Source organism: Nocardia sp. NPDC055029 (assembly GCF_053608525.1).
On the sequence record NZ_JBSGVQ010000008.1, the window covers coordinates 33,214 to 50,272 of the forward strand.

Genomic DNA, 17,059 nt, shown 5'->3' on the forward strand with positions numbered 1-17,059 from the left:
ATCGAGCTCCGGAAGACGAGTCAGGAGACATCTCATGTTCGCAGTTCGGATGGCCGCGATGGTTATGGCCGTGCTCAGTACCGGGCTGATCGCCGGCGTGTTCTACGCCTACGCGATCTCGGTGATGCCGGCGCTGGCCCGAACCGAGGATCGCACGTTGATCGATGTCATGCAGAAGATCAACGTGGTGATCATCAACCCGTGGTTCATGCTCGGCTTCCTCGGCACGGTCGGGTTCACCGCGCTGGCGGCGGTGCTGAGCCTGGGTTCCGAGCACCGCACGACGCTGGTCTGGCTCGGAATCGCCGTGGCGCTCAACGTGATCGCCTTCGGCGTCACCGCGGCGCTGAACGTGCCGCTCAACGACGCACTCGCGGCGGCGGGCGACCCGGCGGCCATCATCGACACCGCGGCGGTGCGCGCCGACTACGAGGCGGCCTGGGTGCGCTGGAACATCCTGCGGGCGGTGCTGCACACGGCGGCGTTCCTGGTGCTGTGCGGCGCGCTGTTCGCCGCCGGTGTGCAGCAGGGCAAGTCGAGCGCCACGGGTGTGGTTGCCGGACAGCAGGTTTCGCAGACCGCGGCGGCGCCCATGGCGGGCGGGTTCGCCGCGGCGCCGTACCGGCGCTGATGGCGATCTGCCAATAGGGCCACGCGATCACTGGAACGTGTTCCATGATGAGTGGAACACGTTCTAGTGAGGAGTCGTTTCATGCGACGTAGTTCGAGATCGTTGCTGGTACTGGCCGCGGCAGCCCTGCTGACCTGGGCGACCGCAGGCGCCGCCGCCGCCGGGTATCCGGTCGACTACAACTTCTTCGCCGGGATCGCACCGGAGCTGGCCAACCCCGGCGGGTCGCTCCCCGGTGCGAACGATCCCGGCTGTGTCCCCTCGGCCGAGCATCCGAACCCGGTGGTGCTGCTGCACGGCACCGGCGGTGGCGCGCAGACGAACTGGGGCGTGTACGCCCCGCTGCTGGCCAACGAGGGCTACTGCGTCTACTCCCTCACCTACGGCGCCTACGGCCTGCCGTGGCCGGTCTCAGCGGTCGGCGGGATGCGGCCCATCGAGCAGAGTGCCGCCGAGGTGTCGGTCTTCGTCGATCGGGTCCTCGCGCGCACCGGCGCCGCGCGGGTCGACTTCGTCGCGCATTCACAGGGCAACATCGTCGGCAACTACTACATCAAGCGTCTCGGCGGCGCGGCCAGGGTCGACAAGTTCGCTGCCATCGCACCGCCGTGGCTGGGCACCAACGCCCTGGGTGCGGGCGACATCGCCGCCTACAGCCGGGCACTCGGCGCGGGTCCCGCCTTCGACGCGGTCGCGACGTCGCTGTGCCAGGCCTGCGGGCAGATGCTCACCGGCGACGAGTTCATGGCTGCGCTCAATGCCGACGGCGTCTACGACCCGCAGGTCAGCTACACCAATATCGTCACCACTCTCGACGAACTGATCGTCCCGCACACCTCGGGCCTGGTCCCCGCGCCCAACGCCACCTCCCATGTGGTCCAGGACGGCTGCGCCCAGGACTACTCCGAGCACATGGCCATCGCCGGCAGCCCGCGCGCCGCAGGTCACGTCCTCAATGCCCTGGATCCGGCCCGTCAGGCCCCTGTTCCGTGCGAGTTTGTGCCGCCGTTCACCGGGTAGTGCCGTCATCGGTTCGACATATTTCGCTGTAGGCAAAACTCGAGCGGAAACGAATGCCGCGACGTGCGCGTTATGAGTGAATGACCATGTTGCCGCCGGTCATCAATAGGGTGGACCGGCGGCGGCGGGACCCCCTGCCAACTAGAGTGGATGGCGGGGGCCGCAACCCCCGGGCTTCATGGCAGGCTGACGGCGACAGTTGTCGGTCCGACGCCCTAGGTTGTACCGAGCACACTGCGGCGTCTGTTGCCAGAATGTCGGAGCAGGAGAGTGAGGGAGCGATGTTCGAGAGGTTCACCGACCGCGCGAGGCGTGTCGTTGTCCTGGCCCAAGAAGAGGCCCGGATGCTCAACCACAACTACATCGGCACCGAGCACATCCTGCTTGGGTTGATCCACGAGGGCGAGGGCGTAGCGGCGAAGTCGCTGGAGTCTCTTGGCATCTCGCTGGAGGGTGTGCGCAGCCAGGTCGAGGAGATCATCGGTCAGGGCCAGCAGGCGCCGTCCGGTCACATCCCCTTCACCCCGCGCGCCAAGAAGGTGCTGGAGCTGAGCCTGCGCGAGGCGCTGCAGCTCGGCCACAACTACATCGGTACCGAGCACATCCTGCTCGGACTCATCCGTGAGGGCGAGGGCGTCGCCGCCCAGGTTCTGGTCAAGCTCGGAGCCGACCTGAACCGCGTCCGTCAGCAGGTCATCCAGCTGCTGTCCGGGTACCAGGGCAAGGAGCCCGTCGAGGGTTCCGGCTCGCGCGGTGAGGCGGGCACTCCGTCCACTTCGCTGGTGCTCGACCAGTTCGGCCGCAACCTCACTCAGGCCGCGCTCGAGGGCAAGCTCGACCCCGTCATCGGCCGCTCGAAGGAAATCGAGCGCGTGATGCAGGTGCTGAGCCGCCGCACCAAGAACAACCCGGTCCTGATCGGTGAGCCCGGTGTCGGTAAGACCGCCGTCGTCGAGGGCCTCGCGCAGGCCATCGTCAACGGCGAGGTCCCCGAGACCCTCAAGGACAAGCAGCTCTACACCCTCGACCTGGGTTCCCTGGTCGCGGGCAGCCGCTACCGCGGTGACTTCGAAGAGCGCCTGAAGAAGGTGCTCAAGGAGATCAACACCCGCGGCGACATCATCCTGTTCATCGACGAGCTGCACACGCTCGTCGGCGCGGGTGCTGCCGAGGGCGCCATCGACGCGGCCTCGATCCTGAAGCCGAAGCTGGCCCGTGGCGAGCTGCAGACCATCGGCGCGACCACCCTCGACGAGTACCGCAAGTACATCGAGAAGGACGCCGCCCTGGAACGCCGCTTCCAGCCGGTGCAGGTCGGCGAGCCGACCGTCGAGCACACCATCAACATCCTCAAGGGTCTGCGCGACCGCTACGAGGCGCACCACCGGGTGTCCATCACCGACGGTGCCCTGGTCGCCGCCGCGACGCTGGCCGATCGCTACATCAACGACCGGTTCCTGCCGGACAAGGCGATCGACCTCATCGACGAGGCGGGCGCGCGCATGCGCATCCGCCGGATGACCGCTCCGCCGGACCTGCGCGAGTTCGACGACAAGATCGCCGACGCCCGCCGCGAGAAGGAAAGCGCGATCGACGCGCAGGACTTCGAGAAGGCCGCACGCCTGCGGGACAAGGAGAAGCAGCTCGTCGCCAAGCGCGCCGAGCGGGAGAAGCAGTGGCGTTCCGGTGACCTGGACGTCGTGGCCGAGGTCGACGACGAGCAGATCGCGGAGGTGCTGGCCAACTGGACCGGTATCCCCGTCTTCAAGCTCACCGAGGAGGAGACCACCCGTCTGCTCCGCATGGAGGACGAGCTGCACAAGCGGATCATCGGCCAGGAGGATGCCGTCAAGGCCGTCTCTAAGGCGATCCGCCGCACTCGCGCCGGCCTGAAGGATCCGAAGCGTCCGTCCGGCTCGTTCATCTTCGCCGGTCCGTCCGGTGTCGGTAAGACCGAGCTGTCCAAGGCGCTGGCGAACTTCCTGTTCGGTGACGACGACGCGCTCATCCAGATCGACATGGGCGAGTTCCACGACCGCTTCACCGCATCGCGGCTCTTCGGTGCCCCTCCCGGGTACGTGGGCTACGAAGAGGGCGGCCAGCTCACCGAGAAGGTGCGCCGCAAGCCGTTCTCGGTGGTGCTGTTCGACGAGATCGAGAAGGCGCACCAGGAGATCTACAACACCCTCCTGCAGGTGCTCGAGGACGGCCGTCTCACCGACGGTCAGGGTCGTACGGTCGACTTCAAGAACACCGTGCTGATCTTCACCTCGAACCTGGGCACCTCCGACATCTCCAAGGCCGTCGGTCTGGGCTTCACCCAGTCCAACGCCGAGGGTTCGAACTACGAGCGGATGAAGCTCAAGGTCAACGACGAGCTGAAGAAGCACTTCCGCCCCGAGTTCCTCAACCGCATCGACGACGTGATCGTCTTCCACCAGCTCACCAGCGATCAGATCGTGATGATGGTGGACCTGATGATCGGCCGCGTCGCCAAGCAGCTGAAGAACAAGGACATGGCGATCGAGCTGACCGACCAGGCCAAGAGCCTGCTCGCCAAGCGCGGTTTCGACCCGGTCCTCGGTGCGCGTCCGCTGCGTCGCACGATCCAGCGCGAGATCGAGGACCAGCTGTCGGAGAAGATCCTCTTCGGCGAGATCGGCGCGGGCCAGACCATCGTGGTCGACGTCGAGGGCTGGAACGGCGAGGGCCAGGGCGAGGACGCCAAGTTCACCTTCACCGGCAAGGCGAAGCTGACCAAGGCACCCGCGGGCGACGACAAGCCCGAGGTCGTCCTGACCGGTGCTGCCGAGGGCCCCGCGCCCGAGGTCGCCTCCGGCGAGTAGACAGCTGAACCGAAAAGCCCGCCCCCGGAATCCCGGGGGCGGGCTTTTTCGATGGTCAGCCGAAATGCTGCAGGAATCCGGAGCCGCGCCGGGCGGCGTAGTCGAACACCCGCACGAGCCCGGCGTAATGGTGCCCGAGGTAGTGCAGACCGCCGTCGCCGTCGCGGACCCAGATCCGCGGGTACACATCGGCGGCGTCCATGCGGGCCGGGTCGTAGTGGGCGGCGAGCGTGCCGAACGGGGTGCCGCGCAGAATGCCCGCGGTGTAGGACACGTCGTCCGGGCTCCACGCGAAGTGATTCTCACTGTCGAGCGGACGCCCCGTGCAGAACAGATCGACCCCGCTTTCGGCCTGTTCCAGCAGGTACTTCAACCCCGCCCACGCCTTGTCCAAGTACCCGCTCGGCTCGCCGTCGGGAGTCTCCAGATCCGCGAGAAAATCGTCGGGCCAGCCCTTTTCCCCTGACAGTCGCTCCAGATCCGCAGCGCTCACCCTGGTGAACGACATGGTCACCCCCACGCCAACTCCCTTCCTCCCGTTGTTTCCGGCGAAACTATCAGCGCCTGCGCCAACTCGATCGCCAGAATTGCTTCCGCGCGTCCGGCCTCGTACTCGGCGGCATCTAAATCCGGCCTGTTCATCCGGTCGTGCCGTACATCGTCCATCGATGAGTGTTCAGCCATGATCGGGTAGCTCCTGTCGTTACTGCCAGCCCGGGCGGACCAATCCTGATTCGTAGGCGAGGACGACCAGTTGGGTGCGGTCGCGGGCATTCAGTTTGGTGAGGATGCGGCTGACGTGGGTGCGGGCGGTGGCGGGGCTGAGGTAGAGGCGGGCGCCGATTTCGGCGTTGGTGAGGCCTTCGGCGACCAGCGTCATCACCTCGCGTTCGCGGTCGGTGAGCTCGGCCAGGGCGGCGGGTGGGGGTTGTTTGGCGTGGGTGGAGAACTCGGCGAGGAGGCGGCGGGTGACGCCGGGGGAGAGGAGGGCGTCGCCGGCGGCGACCACGCGGACGGCGCGGAGCAGGTCGGCGGGTTCGGTGTGTTTGACCAGGAAACCGGCCGCGCCGGCGCGGATCGCCTCGAAGACGTATTCGTCGAGCTCGAAAGTGGTGAGGACGACGACGCGGACCTCGGCGAGCGCGGCCTCGTCGGCGATCATGCGGGTGGCGGCGAGGCCGTCGAGGATGGGCATGCGGATGTCCATCAGCACCACATCGGGGACGAGCGCGCGGGTCATCCGGACGGCCTGCTCGCCGTTCTCGGCCTCGCCGACGACCTCGATGTCGTCCTGGGCGTCGAGCAGCGCGACGAACCCGCCACGCACCAGCGCCTGATCGTCGGCGACCAGCACGCGCGTTGTGCGTGCGCCGACCTGGCCGGGGTCGCTCATACGGAGGACTCCTTACCGTCAGCACCGGCCGCGGAGCCCGCACGGTCAGGTCCGGCTGCCGCGGATCCTGCACGGGCAGCACCGGCTGCGGCGGAGCCTGCGTTGTCAGTGGGGGAGCCCGCGGCTGACGCGGATTGCCGGGAGGCGCGCGATGCGTCGTTGCGCGGTTCAGTCGCGGCAGCCGCAGGTCGGGCAGGCAATCTGGCCGCCACCCGGAACCCACCTGACGGCCGCGGCCCGGCCGTCAACGCCCCGCCGAGCGCGTGCGCCCGCTCCCGCATGCCAATGATCCCGTTCCCACCCGCGCCGGTGCGGACCGCGGTGCTGGTCGGCCGCGTGTTGTCGATGGTGATGTCGACCGATTCGGGCGTGTACCGCAGGGTGATCATCGCCGTCGCGCCGGGCGCGTGCCGCACCACATTGGTCAGCGATTCCTGGATGATCCTGGCCGCGGCCACATCGATCACGCTGGGCAGCTTCTTGGGTGTCCCGATGATCTTGGTGTCGACATCGAGCCCGGTCGCCCTGGTGCGCTCGAGCAAGGTCTCGAGATCGTCGAGCGACGGCGTCGGCGCGCGGGGAGCGGGCCGCGGCGGTGCGACGGGAGCGACGGGCGCTGGCGAATCGGCGGCGGGCTCGGCGTATTCCTCGACCACGGGCGCCACCGCCGCACCGCTGCGAATGGCGTGCAGCAGCGTATGCACCTCGGCCAGTGCCTCTTTGGAGGTCGTCTTGATCGTGGCCAGCGCGGCCGCCGCCTGCTGCGGTTTCCGGTCGAAGAGCTCCAGCGCCACCGAGGACTGCACATTGATCAGCGAAAGACTGTGCGCGAGAACATCGTGCAACTCACGGGCGATCGCGAGCCGCTCCTCGCTGGCGGCCCTGGCCTGCTGCGCCTGCTCGTCGCGGCGCGCGGCCTCGGCCCGCTGTCCGCGCGCGACCACCACCGCCCGCCGCTGGCGCACCCCCTCGGCGATCCCGACGAGCACGCCCACCCAGGCCAGCAACCCGAAGATCTGCCACGCGTCGGTGTCGCGCCCGAGCAGCGCGGGCAACGGCCACACCATCGTCAGATAGCCGACCGCGGCCACCGGGTATGTGCGCCACCGTGATCCGTTGACCGCCGCGGTCAGGAACGCGATGATCAGCGACAGGAAGATCGGCCCGTATCCGTAGTCGCGCAGCACATACGACACCGCGGCGAGCAGAGCGACCAGCAGCACCGGTTCGGGCAGCACGCGCCGGAAGCCGAGCGCGATCGGACCGGCGAGCAGCAACAGATACGCGAACGCGTCGAGCGAGCGCACCCCGCTCTGATTCGCATTCGCACCGGAACTCCCGGCGAGCTGGATCACCGCGACCACCACTGCCAGGCCCCAGTCCACAACGACCGAGCCACGCTCCCATTTCGCAGACGCTCCCACCTCACTCACCCTATTGCGTAGGGCCGCCCTCCGCGTCGGCCTGCGCCCGTAATTCCGGTGCGAGCCACCCCGCGGCGCCACAGTGGCCGGTCAGCGGGCCGGTCGAGGCGAATATCGAGCGTCGGGAACCACAGCGAGTAGTCCGCGCGACGTAGCCGTGAAGCCGCTCCGCGACGGATGCCCCGGCACCGCATCGGCGCGGATCCTGATTCCCATGAACGATTCGATCGTGGTCACCGACGAGCTGACCAAGCGCTATGGCGAGCACATCGCGGTGGACGCGGTGAGCATGCGCGTCGCCGCAGGCGAGATCTACGGCTTCCTCGGCCCCAACGGCGCGGGCAAAACCACCACCCTGCGCATGCTGGCCGGCCTGATCCGGCCCAGCGCAGGCACCGCCCTGGTACGCGGCCTCGCACCCGGCGATCCCGCGGCCCTGCGCCGCATCGGCGTCCTCATCGAGGGTCCCGGCTTCTACCCCTACCTCTCGGGCCGCGACAACCTGCGTGTCCTGGCGCGCTACCGCGGGCACAGCGCCGCCGACGTCGAGAAGGCGCTGGAACGGGTGGGCCTGGCGGACCGGGCAGGCGACCGCTTCCGCACCTATTCGCTGGGGATGAAGCAGCGCCTCGGCGTCGGCGCCGCCCTGCTCGGTGACCCCGACCTGCTGATCCTCGACGAGCCGACCAACGGGCTCGACCCGGCGGGCCTGGCCGAAATGCGCACGCTCATCATCGATCTCGCTGCCGATGGGCACACCGTTCTGCTGTCGAGTCACCAGCTCGCCGAGGTGCAGGAGATCTGCCACCGGGTCGGGGTGATCTCCGGCGGCAGGCTGCTCGCCGAATCGACCGTCGCCGAATTACGCGGCACCGCAGCACTGTTGGTCCGCGCCGAGCCCGCCGATATCGCCCTCGACGCGATTCGCACCATCGCTCCCGCAAGGGCGAACGCGGACGGGATCAGAGTCGAAACGTCTGCCGCGATGGCGCCGGTGGTCGCCCGCGCCGTGGTCTCGGCGGGCGCCGACCTGCTGGAACTGCGCGTCGACGAGAAATCCCTGGAAGAAGTGTTCTTCGAGATGACGGCTATGGAGGTCGCGAAATGACCGGTGTGACAAGAGATCTGTGGGCGAGCATGCGCGCGGAGTCGGTGCGGCTCGGTCGCTGGCCCGCGTTCTGGATCGTCCTCGGCGTGTGGGTGCTGCTGAATCTGACCTTCGCCTACCTGTTCAACTACCTCGCCTACACCTCCGGCGAGAGCGGCGCCATGTCGGACGGTCTGCCCCGCGACGTCCTGCTCGGCCAGCTCATGCCCGCCGCCGTCCCCGAGGTCTTCACCCAGGGCATGGCGATGTTCGGCGGTGCGCTGATGCTTATCCTGGGCGCGCTCGCGGTCGGCAGCAGCTACGGCTGGGGCACCTGGAAGACCGTGTTCACCCAGGGACCGAGCCGTCCGGCAGCGGTCGGCGGCCTGCTCGTGAGCCTGGTGGTCGTGGTGGTGGCCCTGGTCTGTGTGGCATTCGCCGTCGACCTGGGTGTCGCCTCGCTCATCGCGGTGAGTGAGGGTCAGCCGCTCACCCTGCCGTCCCTGGAGCGCTCCGTTCTCGGAATCATCTCCGGCACAGCGATTCTGAGCATGTGGACCTTGGCGGGCGCGCTGATCGGCGCCATCGCCCGCGGCCCTGCCCTCGCGGTCGGCCTCGGCCTGGTCTGGGTGCTCGTCGTCGAGAACCTGCTGCGCGGGGTGGCGGCCATCTTCGGTCCCATCGAGACGTTCACCGACCTGCTGCCGGGAACCGCCGCCGGATCCCTGGCGGGCGCGATGCGCACCGTCAGCGGCCCTGCCACTCCCGGCGTCCTGGACATCCTCACGCGCGGCGAGTCCCTCGCGCTGCTCACCGCCTACGTACTGGCCTTCGCGGGCGGCACCATCTGGCTGATGACCCGCCGCGACCTGACCTGATTCTCAGGACCACCCGGCCGGGTTCGACGCGGTCTCGCGGGAGATGCCCGAACCCGTGTCCGGGAAATCGCCGTAGAGCTTGTCGTGCAGGTGGGCGAAGAAGTAGCACATCTCCTCGCACCAGACATCCGGCAGCGCGGTTTCCGGGTCGGCGCGCACGGCCTCGTAGTACTCGCGGCCCATCGCGACGATGAAGCCGCGGGCGTAGAGGAAGCCGTCGTCGGAGCCGTCGGTGATCTCGTGGATATCGGCGCGGTCGATGTCGTAGAGCGCGCGTTCGGCGACCCGGTCGAGCGCGGTCAGCTCGTCGCTCGTGAAATCGGTGCTCAGCGAGCGCAGGGCGTCGATGAACCTGCCGAGCGGCTCGTCGTCGTAGGCGCTGTCGAGCAGGGCGCGGCGGGCCGTGGAACCGGCGCGCTCCCAGGCGGTTTCGATCAGGGCCCAGAAACGGGCGGCTTCGGTATCGGTGGGAAGTGTCGTCACCCGCGTGACGGTAGCGGCAGGGCCCGACAGGTCAGGGCTGGTCGAGCAGGCGGTGGGCGAGCACCGCCAGACCCTCGGTGATCTGACCGGGTGTGAGTCCGCGTTCGCGTTGGTGCAGATAGACCTCGGCCGCCACGGGCGCGAGGACGGTATCGACCAGGGAATCCGGTTGGGCGACACCGGCTTCGACAAGCAGCGCCCGCACGTGCGCCGACCAGAATCCGTACGCGCCGGTCGCGAAGCGGGCACCCCCGGTTTCGGCACCGAGCACCAGATGCGCATGGGCCGTGAGCAATTCGACCATCGCGGCGTAGTAGGCAGCGAGCCGGTCGGCGGGTGGCGCGCCGGGACCGAGTGGGGGTTGCCCGCGCAGGAGTTGTTCCTGGACCGCGCGTTCGTGTTCGTCGAGCAGGGCGACGGCGATCGCGGTGCGGTCGGGATAGCGGCGATAGAGGGTGCCGCGGCCGACGCCCGCCGCCTTGGCGATGTCGTCCATGGTGACCGTGCGCGGGTCGCGGGTGGCGAACAGTTCGGCGGCCGCCGCCAGCACCTTGGCCCGGTTGCGGGCCGCGTCGGTGCGCTCCGCGGGCTGCGGTGCGTCCAGCGCCGTGCCGGTGAGCAGGTCGGATCGGGGCTCCATGGTGTCGACTGTAGCCCAGAAACGAATATATGGACAGACTGTCCACTTGTGTTCTATCGTCGAGACACGACAAGCGGACATGATGTCCATTTATGGAGGGCTCGACCATGACACACCTGCTGCACCTCGACGCCAGCGCTCGCACCCGGTCGCTGAGCCGCAGGCTCGGCGCGGAATTCGTCCAGGCCTGGCGCGCCGAGGCGCCGGACGGCGAGTACACCTATCGCGACCTGACGGCCCAGCCGACACCGTTCATCGGCGAGGGCTGGACCGAACTCTGCGACGCCGTCCTCGCCGCGGGTGGCACCGATCTCGATCGGCTCCCCGAGCTGGCCGCGACCCCCGCCGCGAAGACCGCATGGAAGATCGTCGAACCACTGCTCGCGCAGGTACTCGCCGCCGACGTGATCCTCATCGGCACCCCGATGTACAACTACTCGATCCCCGCCGCGCTCAAGGCCTGGCTCGACCAGATCACCTTCCCGCGCATGTCGCTGGGTGAGCGCAGGTTCGTGGTCGTCGGCGCCCGCGGCGGCGCCTACTCGCCCGGCGCGCCGAAGGCCGCCTACGACTACCAGGAGCGCTACCTGCGCGACTTCTTCGCCGGGCATTTCGCCGTGACCGACACCGTGTTCGTCCACGCCGAACTCGCCAACGCCGTGCAGGACCCGAACCTGGCCCACCTGCGCGACGCGCACGACGCCTCGCTCGCCGCCGCGCTGACCGAAGTGCGCCTGCTCGCACAGGATTACGCGAAATGAGCTGGGTAGTACTCGGCCTCGCCGGCCTCGTCGAGATCATCTGGTCGCAGACCATCAAACCCACCGAGAACTTCACCAAACCCGGCCCGACCCTGCTCTGCATCGCGCTCGGCTCGCTCGCGGTGTACCTGCTCTCGCGAGCCATGCACACCCTCCCGGTCGGCACCGCGTACGCGGTGTTCACCGGAATCGGCGCGCTCGGCGCGATCAGTCTCGGCGTCCTCGTTCACAAGGATCCGCTCAGCGCGGGCCGCATGCTGGCACTGGCGCTGATCCTCGGCGGGATCGTGCTCGCCCGCGTCACCAATCCCGAGTGACGCTGTCGCACAGCCGATGCGGTGATCGGCCGGTCCGGGCAGGTAAGGTCGGCTGATGGACCAGCCAGTTCACCCCCCGGACCTGTCTGCGCGACCGCACGAGCTCACGGTCGAGCGCGTGATGAAAGCCTCGCCCAGCCTGCTCTACGCGGCCTGGACCCGGGGCCTCGACCTGTGGCTGGCCGTTCCCGGATCGGTCCTCATGCGCCCCGCCGTGAACGAGCCGCTCTACTTCGACACCGGCTCGGCCGACAAGCGCAACCCGCACTACGGCCGCATCCTGCTGCTGGAACCGGACCGGCGGATCGAATTCACCTGGGTCACCGCCGCCACCGACGGCGTGGAGACCGTGGTCGCGGCGGAATTCCTCAAGCAGCCGCGCGGCATCCGTCTGCGCCTGCGCCACTCCGGCTTCCCCACCGCCGCCCTCCGTGACCTGCACCAGCAGGTCTGGCCGGCGATGCTGGAGCGGCTGGACGAGGTCACCGGCGTCGCCTGAGCCGGCGAACTCCGGCCGGGATCCGAGTAGGTTCGTCACCGGACGCAACACCCACCGAATCGAAAGGATTGCCATGCCGACTCGTAGCGCACGCACCCTCTGGGCAGGCGGACTGCAGGACGGTTCCGGGCAGGTCGAACTGGTCAGCTCCGGCGCGGGCAAGTTCGATGTGACCTTCCCGCGCCGCGCTGCCGAAGTCGCCGAGGGCACCAGCCCGGAAGAGCTGATCGCGGCGGCGCACTCGTCGTGCTACTCGATGGCGCTCTCGGCCGAGATCGCCAATGCGGGCGGCACCCCGGAAAGCCTGGATGTCACCGCCGACGTCACGCTCGCGGCGGACCCGGCCGGTGGGTTCCAGATCAGCAAGATCAAGCTGACCGTGCGCGCCGTCGCGGGCGGGCTCGACGCCGAGGGCTTCTACACCGCGGCCACCGCCGCCAAGAACGGCTGCCCGGTCAGCAAGGCACTGGCCGGCGTCGCCGAGGTCGAGCTGGACGCCGAACTGATCTGATCCGTCCGGCATTTTCGTGCAGTTCGCCGCTGTCCAGTCGGAAAACTGACTGGCAGGGGCCGGATTGCACGAAAATGCCGGGTCAGCGCTGGGTGAACCACCGATGCCCGGCTGGTGTGTACATCGCCGGAATGGCAATAACCACCGCCAGGATGTGCACGGCCCGGCAGCCGGCCAGCACCGCCGAACTGGGGGAAAGGCCGGCGAACAGCTCGCCGAAGTCGTCGGTCGACAGCATGACCGCCAGCGGCTCGATGATCAGCGAGAGCAAGCCGACAACGCCGATGCCGACGGTCAGCAGCGCGCGGGCCACCCGGCTGCCGTTCACCATGTACAGCGCCACGGCCCCGACGACCAGGTAGATGGCGAGGCGGGGAAGCAATCCCGCTGCGGTGGAGCCGAATTCCCCACCGCCACGAACAGCGCGCAGCAGTCCCTCGGCGGCGCCGGCGGCCAGGGCGGTGACGAGACCGCAGAACGCGACGGTCACCGCGCGGGGTCGGGACGCGGAAACGGAAAAGGCAGTGCCGGTCATGACACCGACACTGCCTCTCGCTGATACTCGCGAGGATCACCCTGCGGTAGCGACCCGCTCCACTACTGGAGTGCTACGGCGCGAGGCGAATTCGGTGAGCGCGGCGAAGGCCAGCCCCAAAGCCACCCACAGCGTGGTGGTTTCGGCGAGCGAGGCCACCCGGAAACGCCACAGCAGCGTCGCCGGGAAGTCGTCGGCCACCTCGTTCACGCCGGGCAGCAGCACATAGCCGATGGTCGTGACCAGCACGAACGCGGCCACCCCCGCGATCAGCCGGAGCGTATCCAGCTGGCCGGCCAGCGCCTTGTAGGCCGCGATCGCGGCCGCGACGGCCAGCAGGCCGAGCACGACGGCGGCGACCCACAGCCAGGTGCGGTTGTTGATCGTCTCCGGATCACCCACGGCGGGCGGGTTGGCCGGGTACTTGAAGAACGGCACCGCGACGATCGCCGCCCACGCGAATCCCGCGGCGTACAGCGACAGCTTCGGCCCGGTCAGCGCCGTGAACCGGCGGGCGTAGTTCAGCACCGACGCCAACAGCGCGCCGAACGCCATCCCGGCCAGCCCGAGCGCGAGGAACTGTCCCGCCTTCTGGCCGGACCGGCTGACCAGCGGTTCGTCTTCCCCGCCATGGGAATGGCCAGCGGGCTCGGCCGCGTCGTGTCCGTGCTCGGCCGGTGCCGCGGCGGCCTCTTCGATGGCGATCGCGGCGTCCACTTGGGGTTCGCCGATGAAATAGCCCACTGTGGCAGCCAGCAGACCGGCGATCAGGCCGGCCAGCAGGCCGCGCAGCAGCAGGGTCTTGAGTGATCCGGTCAGTGGCACGGGACACCGAGCAGGTGACGTCCGTCGTGCATCAGCTCGTGCAGGTACATCCCGCTACGCGAGACGGCCCCCTGGTCGAACCCGACCAGGTACAGGGTGAGCAGTGCAAGCAGAACGACACCGACCGTGACGAGCACGGTTGCCAGGGTGTCCAGGCCGGTATCCCGGCTGGGTGAATGCGCGATGGCCATTCGGGTCCTCCTCAGGGATACGCGTCCCACGGTCGAAGTGTGGTGCGAAGGTGCCGGTGTCTGGCTCTCCGGCACCGGGAACCCGGTACATGGATAACAGTGGCGCGACCGCTCCGGAATCTCACCGGAATTACCGCGCACCCTCGCGTGTGTTCCCTCGAACTGTGACAGTCGCGAGGCGCCCTCGTCAATACGCGCATCCGCATGTCCAGCGGAAACGCCGTTGTCAGGCCTTGGCCGGCACGTCCAGGACGACCTCGAACTCGAGCAGCGAGGCACCGGTCGACACCGGCTTGGGACGCTCGCCCTCGGCACCGTGTCCGGCATGCGCGGCGCGGGCGGGACCGTCGCGCCACGCGGCGAACGATTCCTCCGAATCCCATTGCGTCACCACGAAATACCGGTTGTCGCCGGCCACCGGGCGCAGCAACTGGAAGCCGAGGAAACCGGGGGAGTTCTCCACCGCGTGCGCGCGGGCGGCGAAGCGCTTCTCCAGCTCGGGGCCCGCGCCTTCAGGGATCTCGATCGCATTGATCTTCACAACAGCCATAGCGCCGACAATACGACCGCGCGGGAAACATCCCGCTCTGGGGCACAATCGTCAGGGTGTTGTACGACGAAGGTGGGACCGGCGTCCCGATCCTGCTGCTGCACGGGCTGATGGGCAGCGCGCGCACCTGGACAGATCTGCTCCCGTGGCTGCGCGAATTCGGCCACGTCTACACCGTCGACGCCGCGGGTCACGGCCGCGTTCCGCCCGCCGAGCTCAGCACAGAGGCGTTCGTCGCCGATCTCGCCGGGCTCACCGCCGGGATCACCGAGCCGATGGTGATCGTCGGGCATTCGATGGGCGCGATCCACGGCTGGGTCTTCGCCGCCACCTATCCCGAACGGGTGCGCGCGATCGTCGTCGAGGACATCGCGCCCGATTTCACCGGCCGCACCGCCGCCCACTGGGCCGAGTTGATCCACTCCTGGCCGCAGCCCTTCGCCGACGACCAGGCGGTGCTCGACTACTTCGGGCCGGTCGCAGGCGCCTACTTCCTGCGCGCCTTCACCGCCGCGCCCGACGGCTACCGGCTGCACGGCGAGGTCGACACGTTCCGGGCGATCTCCGAGGAATGGGGCACGCGCGACTTCTGGACCGAATGGAAGTCGCTGCGGGTGCCCGCGCTGCTCATCGAAGGCGAGCACACCATCACCCCGGCCGGTCAGATGCGGACGATGGCCGACGTGCACCCCGGTGCGGAGTATGTGTGGATCGCCGGGGCCGGGCATCTGGTGCACGACGAACAACCTGCGGCCTATCGCGAGCACGTCGGTCGCTTCCTGCGTCGCGTGCTCTGAACGCAGACGGGTTATCCCGCTGCGCCACCTTCACCGGCCAGTGCGAACAGCCCGTCCTCGGTCTGCTCGATCAACCCGTCGACCAGCAGCGAATCCAGGGCCCGCGCGCGCTGGCCGGGATCGCGCGTCCACGCCAGATCCAGGCGCACCTGTTCCACGGGACCGGACGCGTCGCGCAGCACGTCGAGCAGACGTCCACGCGCCTGACGGTCGGTGCCCTCGTATTTCTGCACCTTGCGGGCCACCTCGGCGGCCGGTTTGCCCGCATCGACCCACGCGCAGGCGGGCAGCGGGCAGCGGGCGCAGTCGGGATTGCGGGCCGTGCACACCAGTGCGCCCAACTCCATCAGCGCCGCAGAAACCGTCGCGGCGCGCGGCACCGGGACAGGCAGCAGCGCCTCGGTCTCGGCGAGATCGCGCGACGACGGATTGCCCGGCTCGCGGCCGTGTACCGCGCGCGCGACCACCCGGCGAACATTGGTGTCCACCACCGGAACTCGCTGGCCGTAGGCGAAGCAGGCTACCGCGCGGGCGGTGTAGGCGCCGATGCCGGGCAGGCTCAGCAGCACGTCGACATCGGCGGGAACCACGTCACCGTGCTCGGCGGCCAGCACCCGCGCGCACTCGTGCAACCGCAACGCCCGCCGCGGGTACCCGAGCTTGCCCCAGGCCCGCAGCACCTCGGCTTGGGAGGACGCCGCCATCGCCGATGGCACCGGCCAGCGCGCCACCCACTCCCGCCAGATCGGCTCGACGCGAACGACCGGGGTCTGCTGGAGCATGATCTCGCTCATCAGGATGTGCCACGCGGTGGCTTCCGGCTTGCGCCACGGCAGGTCGCGCGCGGTGTCGGCGAACCAGTCCAGCAGGGCTTCGTCGTCGATACTCACTGCTCCCGTTCCCACTCCGCCAGGCTGTATTTGCCGACGCGTAACGCGGCGGACTCGCTGGTAACCAAGGGCGTGTGCACAATGGTCGGTATGCCTGGTTCCAATCCGATAAGTGCCTGGAAGTCACTGCGCGAAGGCAATGAGCGCTTCGTCAACGGCAACCTGTTGCATCCTAGCCAGGGTGCCGCGGATCGAGCCAAGCTCGTCAGCGGCCAGCATCCGCACGCGATCCTGTTCGGCTGCGGCGACTCGAGGGTGGCCGCCGAACTGATCTTCGACCAGGGCCTCGGCGACATGTTCGTCGTCCGGACCGCGGGTCACGTGGTGGACAGCTCGGTGCTCGGCTCGATCGAGTACGGCGTCGAGGTGCTCAACGTGCCGCTGATCGTGGTCCTCGGTCACGACAGCTGCGGCGCGGTGAAGGCGACGATCGACGCGCTCGACGGCGGCGAGGTGCCCGGCGGGTTCATCCGCAGCGTCGTCGAGCGGGTCACCCCGTCGATCCTTGTCGGCCGCCGCGAAGGCCTCACCTCGATCGACGAGTTCGAGGCGCGCCACGTCGAGGAGACGAGCAGGCTGCTCATGCAGCGATCGATGATCATCTCCCAGCGCGTTGCCACCGGTCAGCTCGCGATCGCGAGTGTCACCTACAAGCTCGCCGACGGCCGCGCGCACCTGCGCCGGGCCGTCGGGAACATCGGCGAGGTGGTCTGAACCGGGGTATAGACCCCTTTTGGGCCCACGACACGCCGAGGTCATCGAGCGCGGGCTCGCGTGGTGC

General features: G+C 68.7%; 22 protein-coding genes. 11 read left to right on the forward strand and 11 right to left on the reverse strand.

Translation table 11 applies throughout. The features are described 5' to 3' along the window. Nucleotides 1-34 precede the first annotated feature (34 nt). The 3 genes from ACWF9G_RS09925 (at nucleotide 35) to ACWF9G_RS09935 (ending at nucleotide 4,497) form a co-directional block, all read left to right on the forward strand. Complete coding sequence (locus ACWF9G_RS09925; RefSeq protein ID WP_452514770.1) at nucleotides 35-631, forward strand: anthrone oxygenase family protein; 597 nt, start codon at nucleotides 35-37, stop codon at nucleotides 629-631. Nucleotides 632-712: 81 nt separating this feature from the next. Beyond that, nucleotides 713-1,651, forward strand: a complete 939-nt coding sequence (locus ACWF9G_RS09930) for an esterase/lipase family protein (RefSeq protein WP_452514771.1) — start codon at nucleotides 713-715, stop codon at nucleotides 1,649-1,651. Between the two features lie 281 nt (nucleotides 1,652-1,932). Then, complete coding sequence (locus tag ACWF9G_RS09935) at nucleotides 1,933-4,497, forward strand: ATP-dependent Clp protease ATP-binding subunit (protein WP_452514772.1); 2,565 nt, start codon at nucleotides 1,933-1,935, stop codon at nucleotides 4,495-4,497. Nucleotides 4,498-4,552: 55 nt separating this feature from the next. Here the strand turns inward: ACWF9G_RS09935 and ACWF9G_RS09940 are convergent, their stop codons facing one another. From ACWF9G_RS09940 to ACWF9G_RS09955, 4 genes are read right to left on the reverse strand one after another with little or no spacing between them, the layout of a single operon-like run. Continuing rightward, a complete protein-coding gene (locus ACWF9G_RS09940; RefSeq protein ID WP_379311079.1) occupies nucleotides 4,553-5,017 on the reverse strand; it encodes a YfbM family protein in 465 nt (154 codons plus the stop codon). Beyond that, on the reverse strand, nucleotides 5,008-5,181 hold the full coding sequence (locus tag ACWF9G_RS09945; RefSeq protein ID WP_452514773.1) for a hypothetical protein: 174 nt from the start codon (nucleotides 5,179-5,181) through the stop codon (nucleotides 5,008-5,010). The genes ACWF9G_RS09940 and ACWF9G_RS09945 overlap by 10 nt, the downstream gene beginning before the upstream one ends. A gap of 19 nt (nucleotides 5,182-5,200) precedes the next feature. Beyond that, entirely contained in the window at nucleotides 5,201-5,890 is a 690-nt protein-coding gene (locus tag ACWF9G_RS09950) for a response regulator (protein WP_379311082.1), read from the reverse strand. After that, nucleotides 5,887-7,314, reverse strand: coding sequence for a sensor histidine kinase (locus tag ACWF9G_RS09955; RefSeq protein WP_452514774.1), 1,428 nt, complete (start codon nucleotides 7,312-7,314; stop codon nucleotides 5,887-5,889). The genes ACWF9G_RS09950 and ACWF9G_RS09955 overlap by 4 nt, the downstream gene beginning before the upstream one ends. A 214-nt stretch (nucleotides 7,315-7,528) precedes the next feature. Here ACWF9G_RS09955 and ACWF9G_RS09960 point away from each other — a divergent pair, with 214 nt between their 5' ends. Next, nucleotides 7,529-8,422 carry an ABC transporter ATP-binding protein gene (locus ACWF9G_RS09960; RefSeq protein WP_452514775.1) on the forward strand — a complete coding sequence of 298 codons (894 nt, stop codon included), beginning with the start codon at nucleotides 7,529-7,531 and terminating at the stop codon, nucleotides 8,420-8,422. Further along, nucleotides 8,419-9,279: an ABC transporter permease gene (locus ACWF9G_RS09965; protein ID WP_452514776.1), complete on the forward strand. Its 861-nt coding sequence runs from the start codon at nucleotides 8,419-8,421 to the stop codon at nucleotides 9,277-9,279. Before ACWF9G_RS09960 ends, ACWF9G_RS09965 begins: the two co-directional genes overlap by 4 nt. 3 nt (nucleotides 9,280-9,282) lie before the next feature. On the opposite strand, the gene ACWF9G_RS09970 is transcribed toward ACWF9G_RS09965, so the two are convergent. Together ACWF9G_RS09970 and ACWF9G_RS09975 are read right to left on the reverse strand one after the other, a co-directional pair. After that, a complete protein-coding gene (locus ACWF9G_RS09970; protein ID WP_452514777.1) occupies nucleotides 9,283-9,762 on the reverse strand; it encodes a DUF4240 domain-containing protein in 480 nt (159 codons plus the stop codon). A gap of 31 nt (nucleotides 9,763-9,793) precedes the next feature. Next, complete coding sequence (locus ACWF9G_RS09975) at nucleotides 9,794-10,402, reverse strand: TetR/AcrR family transcriptional regulator (RefSeq protein WP_452514778.1); 609 nt, start codon at nucleotides 10,400-10,402, stop codon at nucleotides 9,794-9,796. Nucleotides 10,403-10,509: 107 nt separating this feature from the next. On the opposite strand from ACWF9G_RS09975, the gene ACWF9G_RS09980 reads away from it, so the two are divergent. From ACWF9G_RS09980 to ACWF9G_RS09995, 4 genes are all read left to right on the forward strand, one after another. Then, entirely contained in the window at nucleotides 10,510-11,163 is a 654-nt protein-coding gene (locus ACWF9G_RS09980) for an FMN-dependent NADH-azoreductase (RefSeq protein WP_452514779.1), read from the forward strand. Continuing rightward, nucleotides 11,160-11,480, forward strand: coding sequence for a DMT family transporter (locus tag ACWF9G_RS09985; protein ID WP_379311091.1), 321 nt, complete (start codon nucleotides 11,160-11,162; stop codon nucleotides 11,478-11,480). Before ACWF9G_RS09980 ends, ACWF9G_RS09985 begins: the two co-directional genes overlap by 4 nt. A gap of 55 nt (nucleotides 11,481-11,535) precedes the next feature. Next, nucleotides 11,536-11,979 carry an SRPBCC family protein gene (locus ACWF9G_RS09990; protein WP_452514780.1) on the forward strand — a complete coding sequence of 148 codons (444 nt, stop codon included), beginning with the start codon at nucleotides 11,536-11,538 and terminating at the stop codon, nucleotides 11,977-11,979. 73 nt (nucleotides 11,980-12,052) lie between these two features. Then, a complete protein-coding gene (locus tag ACWF9G_RS09995) occupies nucleotides 12,053-12,490 on the forward strand; it encodes an OsmC family peroxiredoxin (protein ID WP_379311093.1) in 438 nt (145 codons plus the stop codon). An 82-nt stretch (nucleotides 12,491-12,572) separates the two neighbouring features. On the opposite strand, the gene ACWF9G_RS10000 is transcribed toward ACWF9G_RS09995, so the two are convergent. The 4 genes from ACWF9G_RS10000 to ACWF9G_RS10015 form a co-directional block, all read right to left on the reverse strand. Beyond that, nucleotides 12,573-13,025, reverse strand: a complete 453-nt coding sequence (locus ACWF9G_RS10000; protein WP_452514781.1) for a hypothetical protein — start codon at nucleotides 13,023-13,025, stop codon at nucleotides 12,573-12,575. Nucleotides 13,026-13,061: 36 nt separating this feature from the next. Next, nucleotides 13,062-13,850 carry a CbtA family protein gene (locus ACWF9G_RS10005; protein WP_452514782.1) on the reverse strand — a complete coding sequence of 263 codons (789 nt, stop codon included), beginning with the start codon at nucleotides 13,848-13,850 and terminating at the stop codon, nucleotides 13,062-13,064. Then, the gene (locus tag ACWF9G_RS10010; protein WP_378854277.1) at nucleotides 13,841-14,041 is read right to left on the reverse strand and encodes a CbtB domain-containing protein; all 201 of its coding nucleotides are present in this window, start codon (nucleotides 14,039-14,041) and stop codon (nucleotides 13,841-13,843) included. Before ACWF9G_RS10010 ends, ACWF9G_RS10005 begins: the two co-directional genes overlap by 10 nt. A gap of 226 nt (nucleotides 14,042-14,267) precedes the next feature. After that, complete coding sequence (locus tag ACWF9G_RS10015; RefSeq protein ID WP_379077456.1) at nucleotides 14,268-14,591, reverse strand: antibiotic biosynthesis monooxygenase family protein; 324 nt, start codon at nucleotides 14,589-14,591, stop codon at nucleotides 14,268-14,270. 56 nt (nucleotides 14,592-14,647) lie between these two features. Here ACWF9G_RS10015 and ACWF9G_RS10020 point away from each other — a divergent pair, with 56 nt between their 5' ends. Beyond that, nucleotides 14,648-15,388 (forward strand): alpha/beta fold hydrolase, encoded by a 741-nt coding sequence (locus ACWF9G_RS10020; protein WP_452514783.1) that lies wholly within the window; start codon nucleotides 14,648-14,650, stop codon nucleotides 15,386-15,388. A gap of 11 nt (nucleotides 15,389-15,399) precedes the next feature. Here the strand turns inward: ACWF9G_RS10020 and ACWF9G_RS10025 are convergent, their stop codons facing one another. Next, on the reverse strand, nucleotides 15,400-16,278 hold the full coding sequence (locus ACWF9G_RS10025) for an A/G-specific adenine glycosylase (RefSeq protein WP_452514784.1): 879 nt from the start codon (nucleotides 16,276-16,278) through the stop codon (nucleotides 15,400-15,402). A gap of 90 nt (nucleotides 16,279-16,368) precedes the next feature. Between ACWF9G_RS10025 and ACWF9G_RS10030 the strand changes: the two genes are divergently transcribed. Further along, nucleotides 16,369-16,992: a carbonic anhydrase gene (locus ACWF9G_RS10030; RefSeq protein ID WP_379077448.1), complete on the forward strand. Its 624-nt coding sequence runs from the start codon at nucleotides 16,369-16,371 to the stop codon at nucleotides 16,990-16,992. The last annotated feature ends 67 nt before the right edge of the window (nucleotides 16,993-17,059 follow it).

Coding starts and splice junctions, on each gene's coding strand:
- ACWF9G_RS09925 (WP_452514770.1), top strand. CDS start 35: ATGTTCGCAGTTCGGATGGCCGCGATGGTTATGGCCGTGCTCAGTACC.
- ACWF9G_RS09930 (WP_452514771.1), top strand. CDS start 713: ATGCGACGTAGTTCGAGATCGTTGCTGGTACTGGCCGCGGCAGCCCTG.
- ACWF9G_RS09935 (WP_452514772.1), top strand. CDS start 1,933: ATGTTCGAGAGGTTCACCGACCGCGCGAGGCGTGTCGTTGTCCTGGCC.
- ACWF9G_RS09945 (WP_452514773.1), bottom strand. CDS start 5,181: ATGGCTGAACACTCATCGATGGACGATGTACGGCACGACCGGATGAAC.
- ACWF9G_RS09950 (WP_379311082.1), bottom strand. CDS start 5,890: ATGAGCGACCCCGGCCAGGTCGGCGCACGCACAACGCGCGTGCTGGTC.
- ACWF9G_RS09960 (WP_452514775.1), top strand. CDS start 7,529: ATGAACGATTCGATCGTGGTCACCGACGAGCTGACCAAGCGCTATGGC.
- ACWF9G_RS09965 (WP_452514776.1), top strand. CDS start 8,419: ATGACCGGTGTGACAAGAGATCTGTGGGCGAGCATGCGCGCGGAGTCG.
- ACWF9G_RS09975 (WP_452514778.1), bottom strand. CDS start 10,402: ATGGAGCCCCGATCCGACCTGCTCACCGGCACGGCGCTGGACGCACCG.
- ACWF9G_RS09980 (WP_452514779.1), top strand. CDS start 10,510: ATGACACACCTGCTGCACCTCGACGCCAGCGCTCGCACCCGGTCGCTG.
- ACWF9G_RS09985 (WP_379311091.1), top strand. CDS start 11,160: ATGAGCTGGGTAGTACTCGGCCTCGCCGGCCTCGTCGAGATCATCTGG.
- ACWF9G_RS09990 (WP_452514780.1), top strand. CDS start 11,536: ATGGACCAGCCAGTTCACCCCCCGGACCTGTCTGCGCGACCGCACGAG.
- ACWF9G_RS09995 (WP_379311093.1), top strand. CDS start 12,053: ATGCCGACTCGTAGCGCACGCACCCTCTGGGCAGGCGGACTGCAGGAC.
- ACWF9G_RS10000 (WP_452514781.1), bottom strand. CDS start 13,025: ATGACCGGCACTGCCTTTTCCGTTTCCGCGTCCCGACCCCGCGCGGTG.
- ACWF9G_RS10010 (WP_378854277.1), bottom strand. CDS start 14,041: ATGGCCATCGCGCATTCACCCAGCCGGGATACCGGCCTGGACACCCTG.
- ACWF9G_RS10015 (WP_379077456.1), bottom strand. CDS start 14,591: ATGGCTGTTGTGAAGATCAATGCGATCGAGATCCCTGAAGGCGCGGGC.
- ACWF9G_RS10030 (WP_379077448.1), top strand. CDS start 16,369: ATGCCTGGTTCCAATCCGATAAGTGCCTGGAAGTCACTGCGCGAAGGC.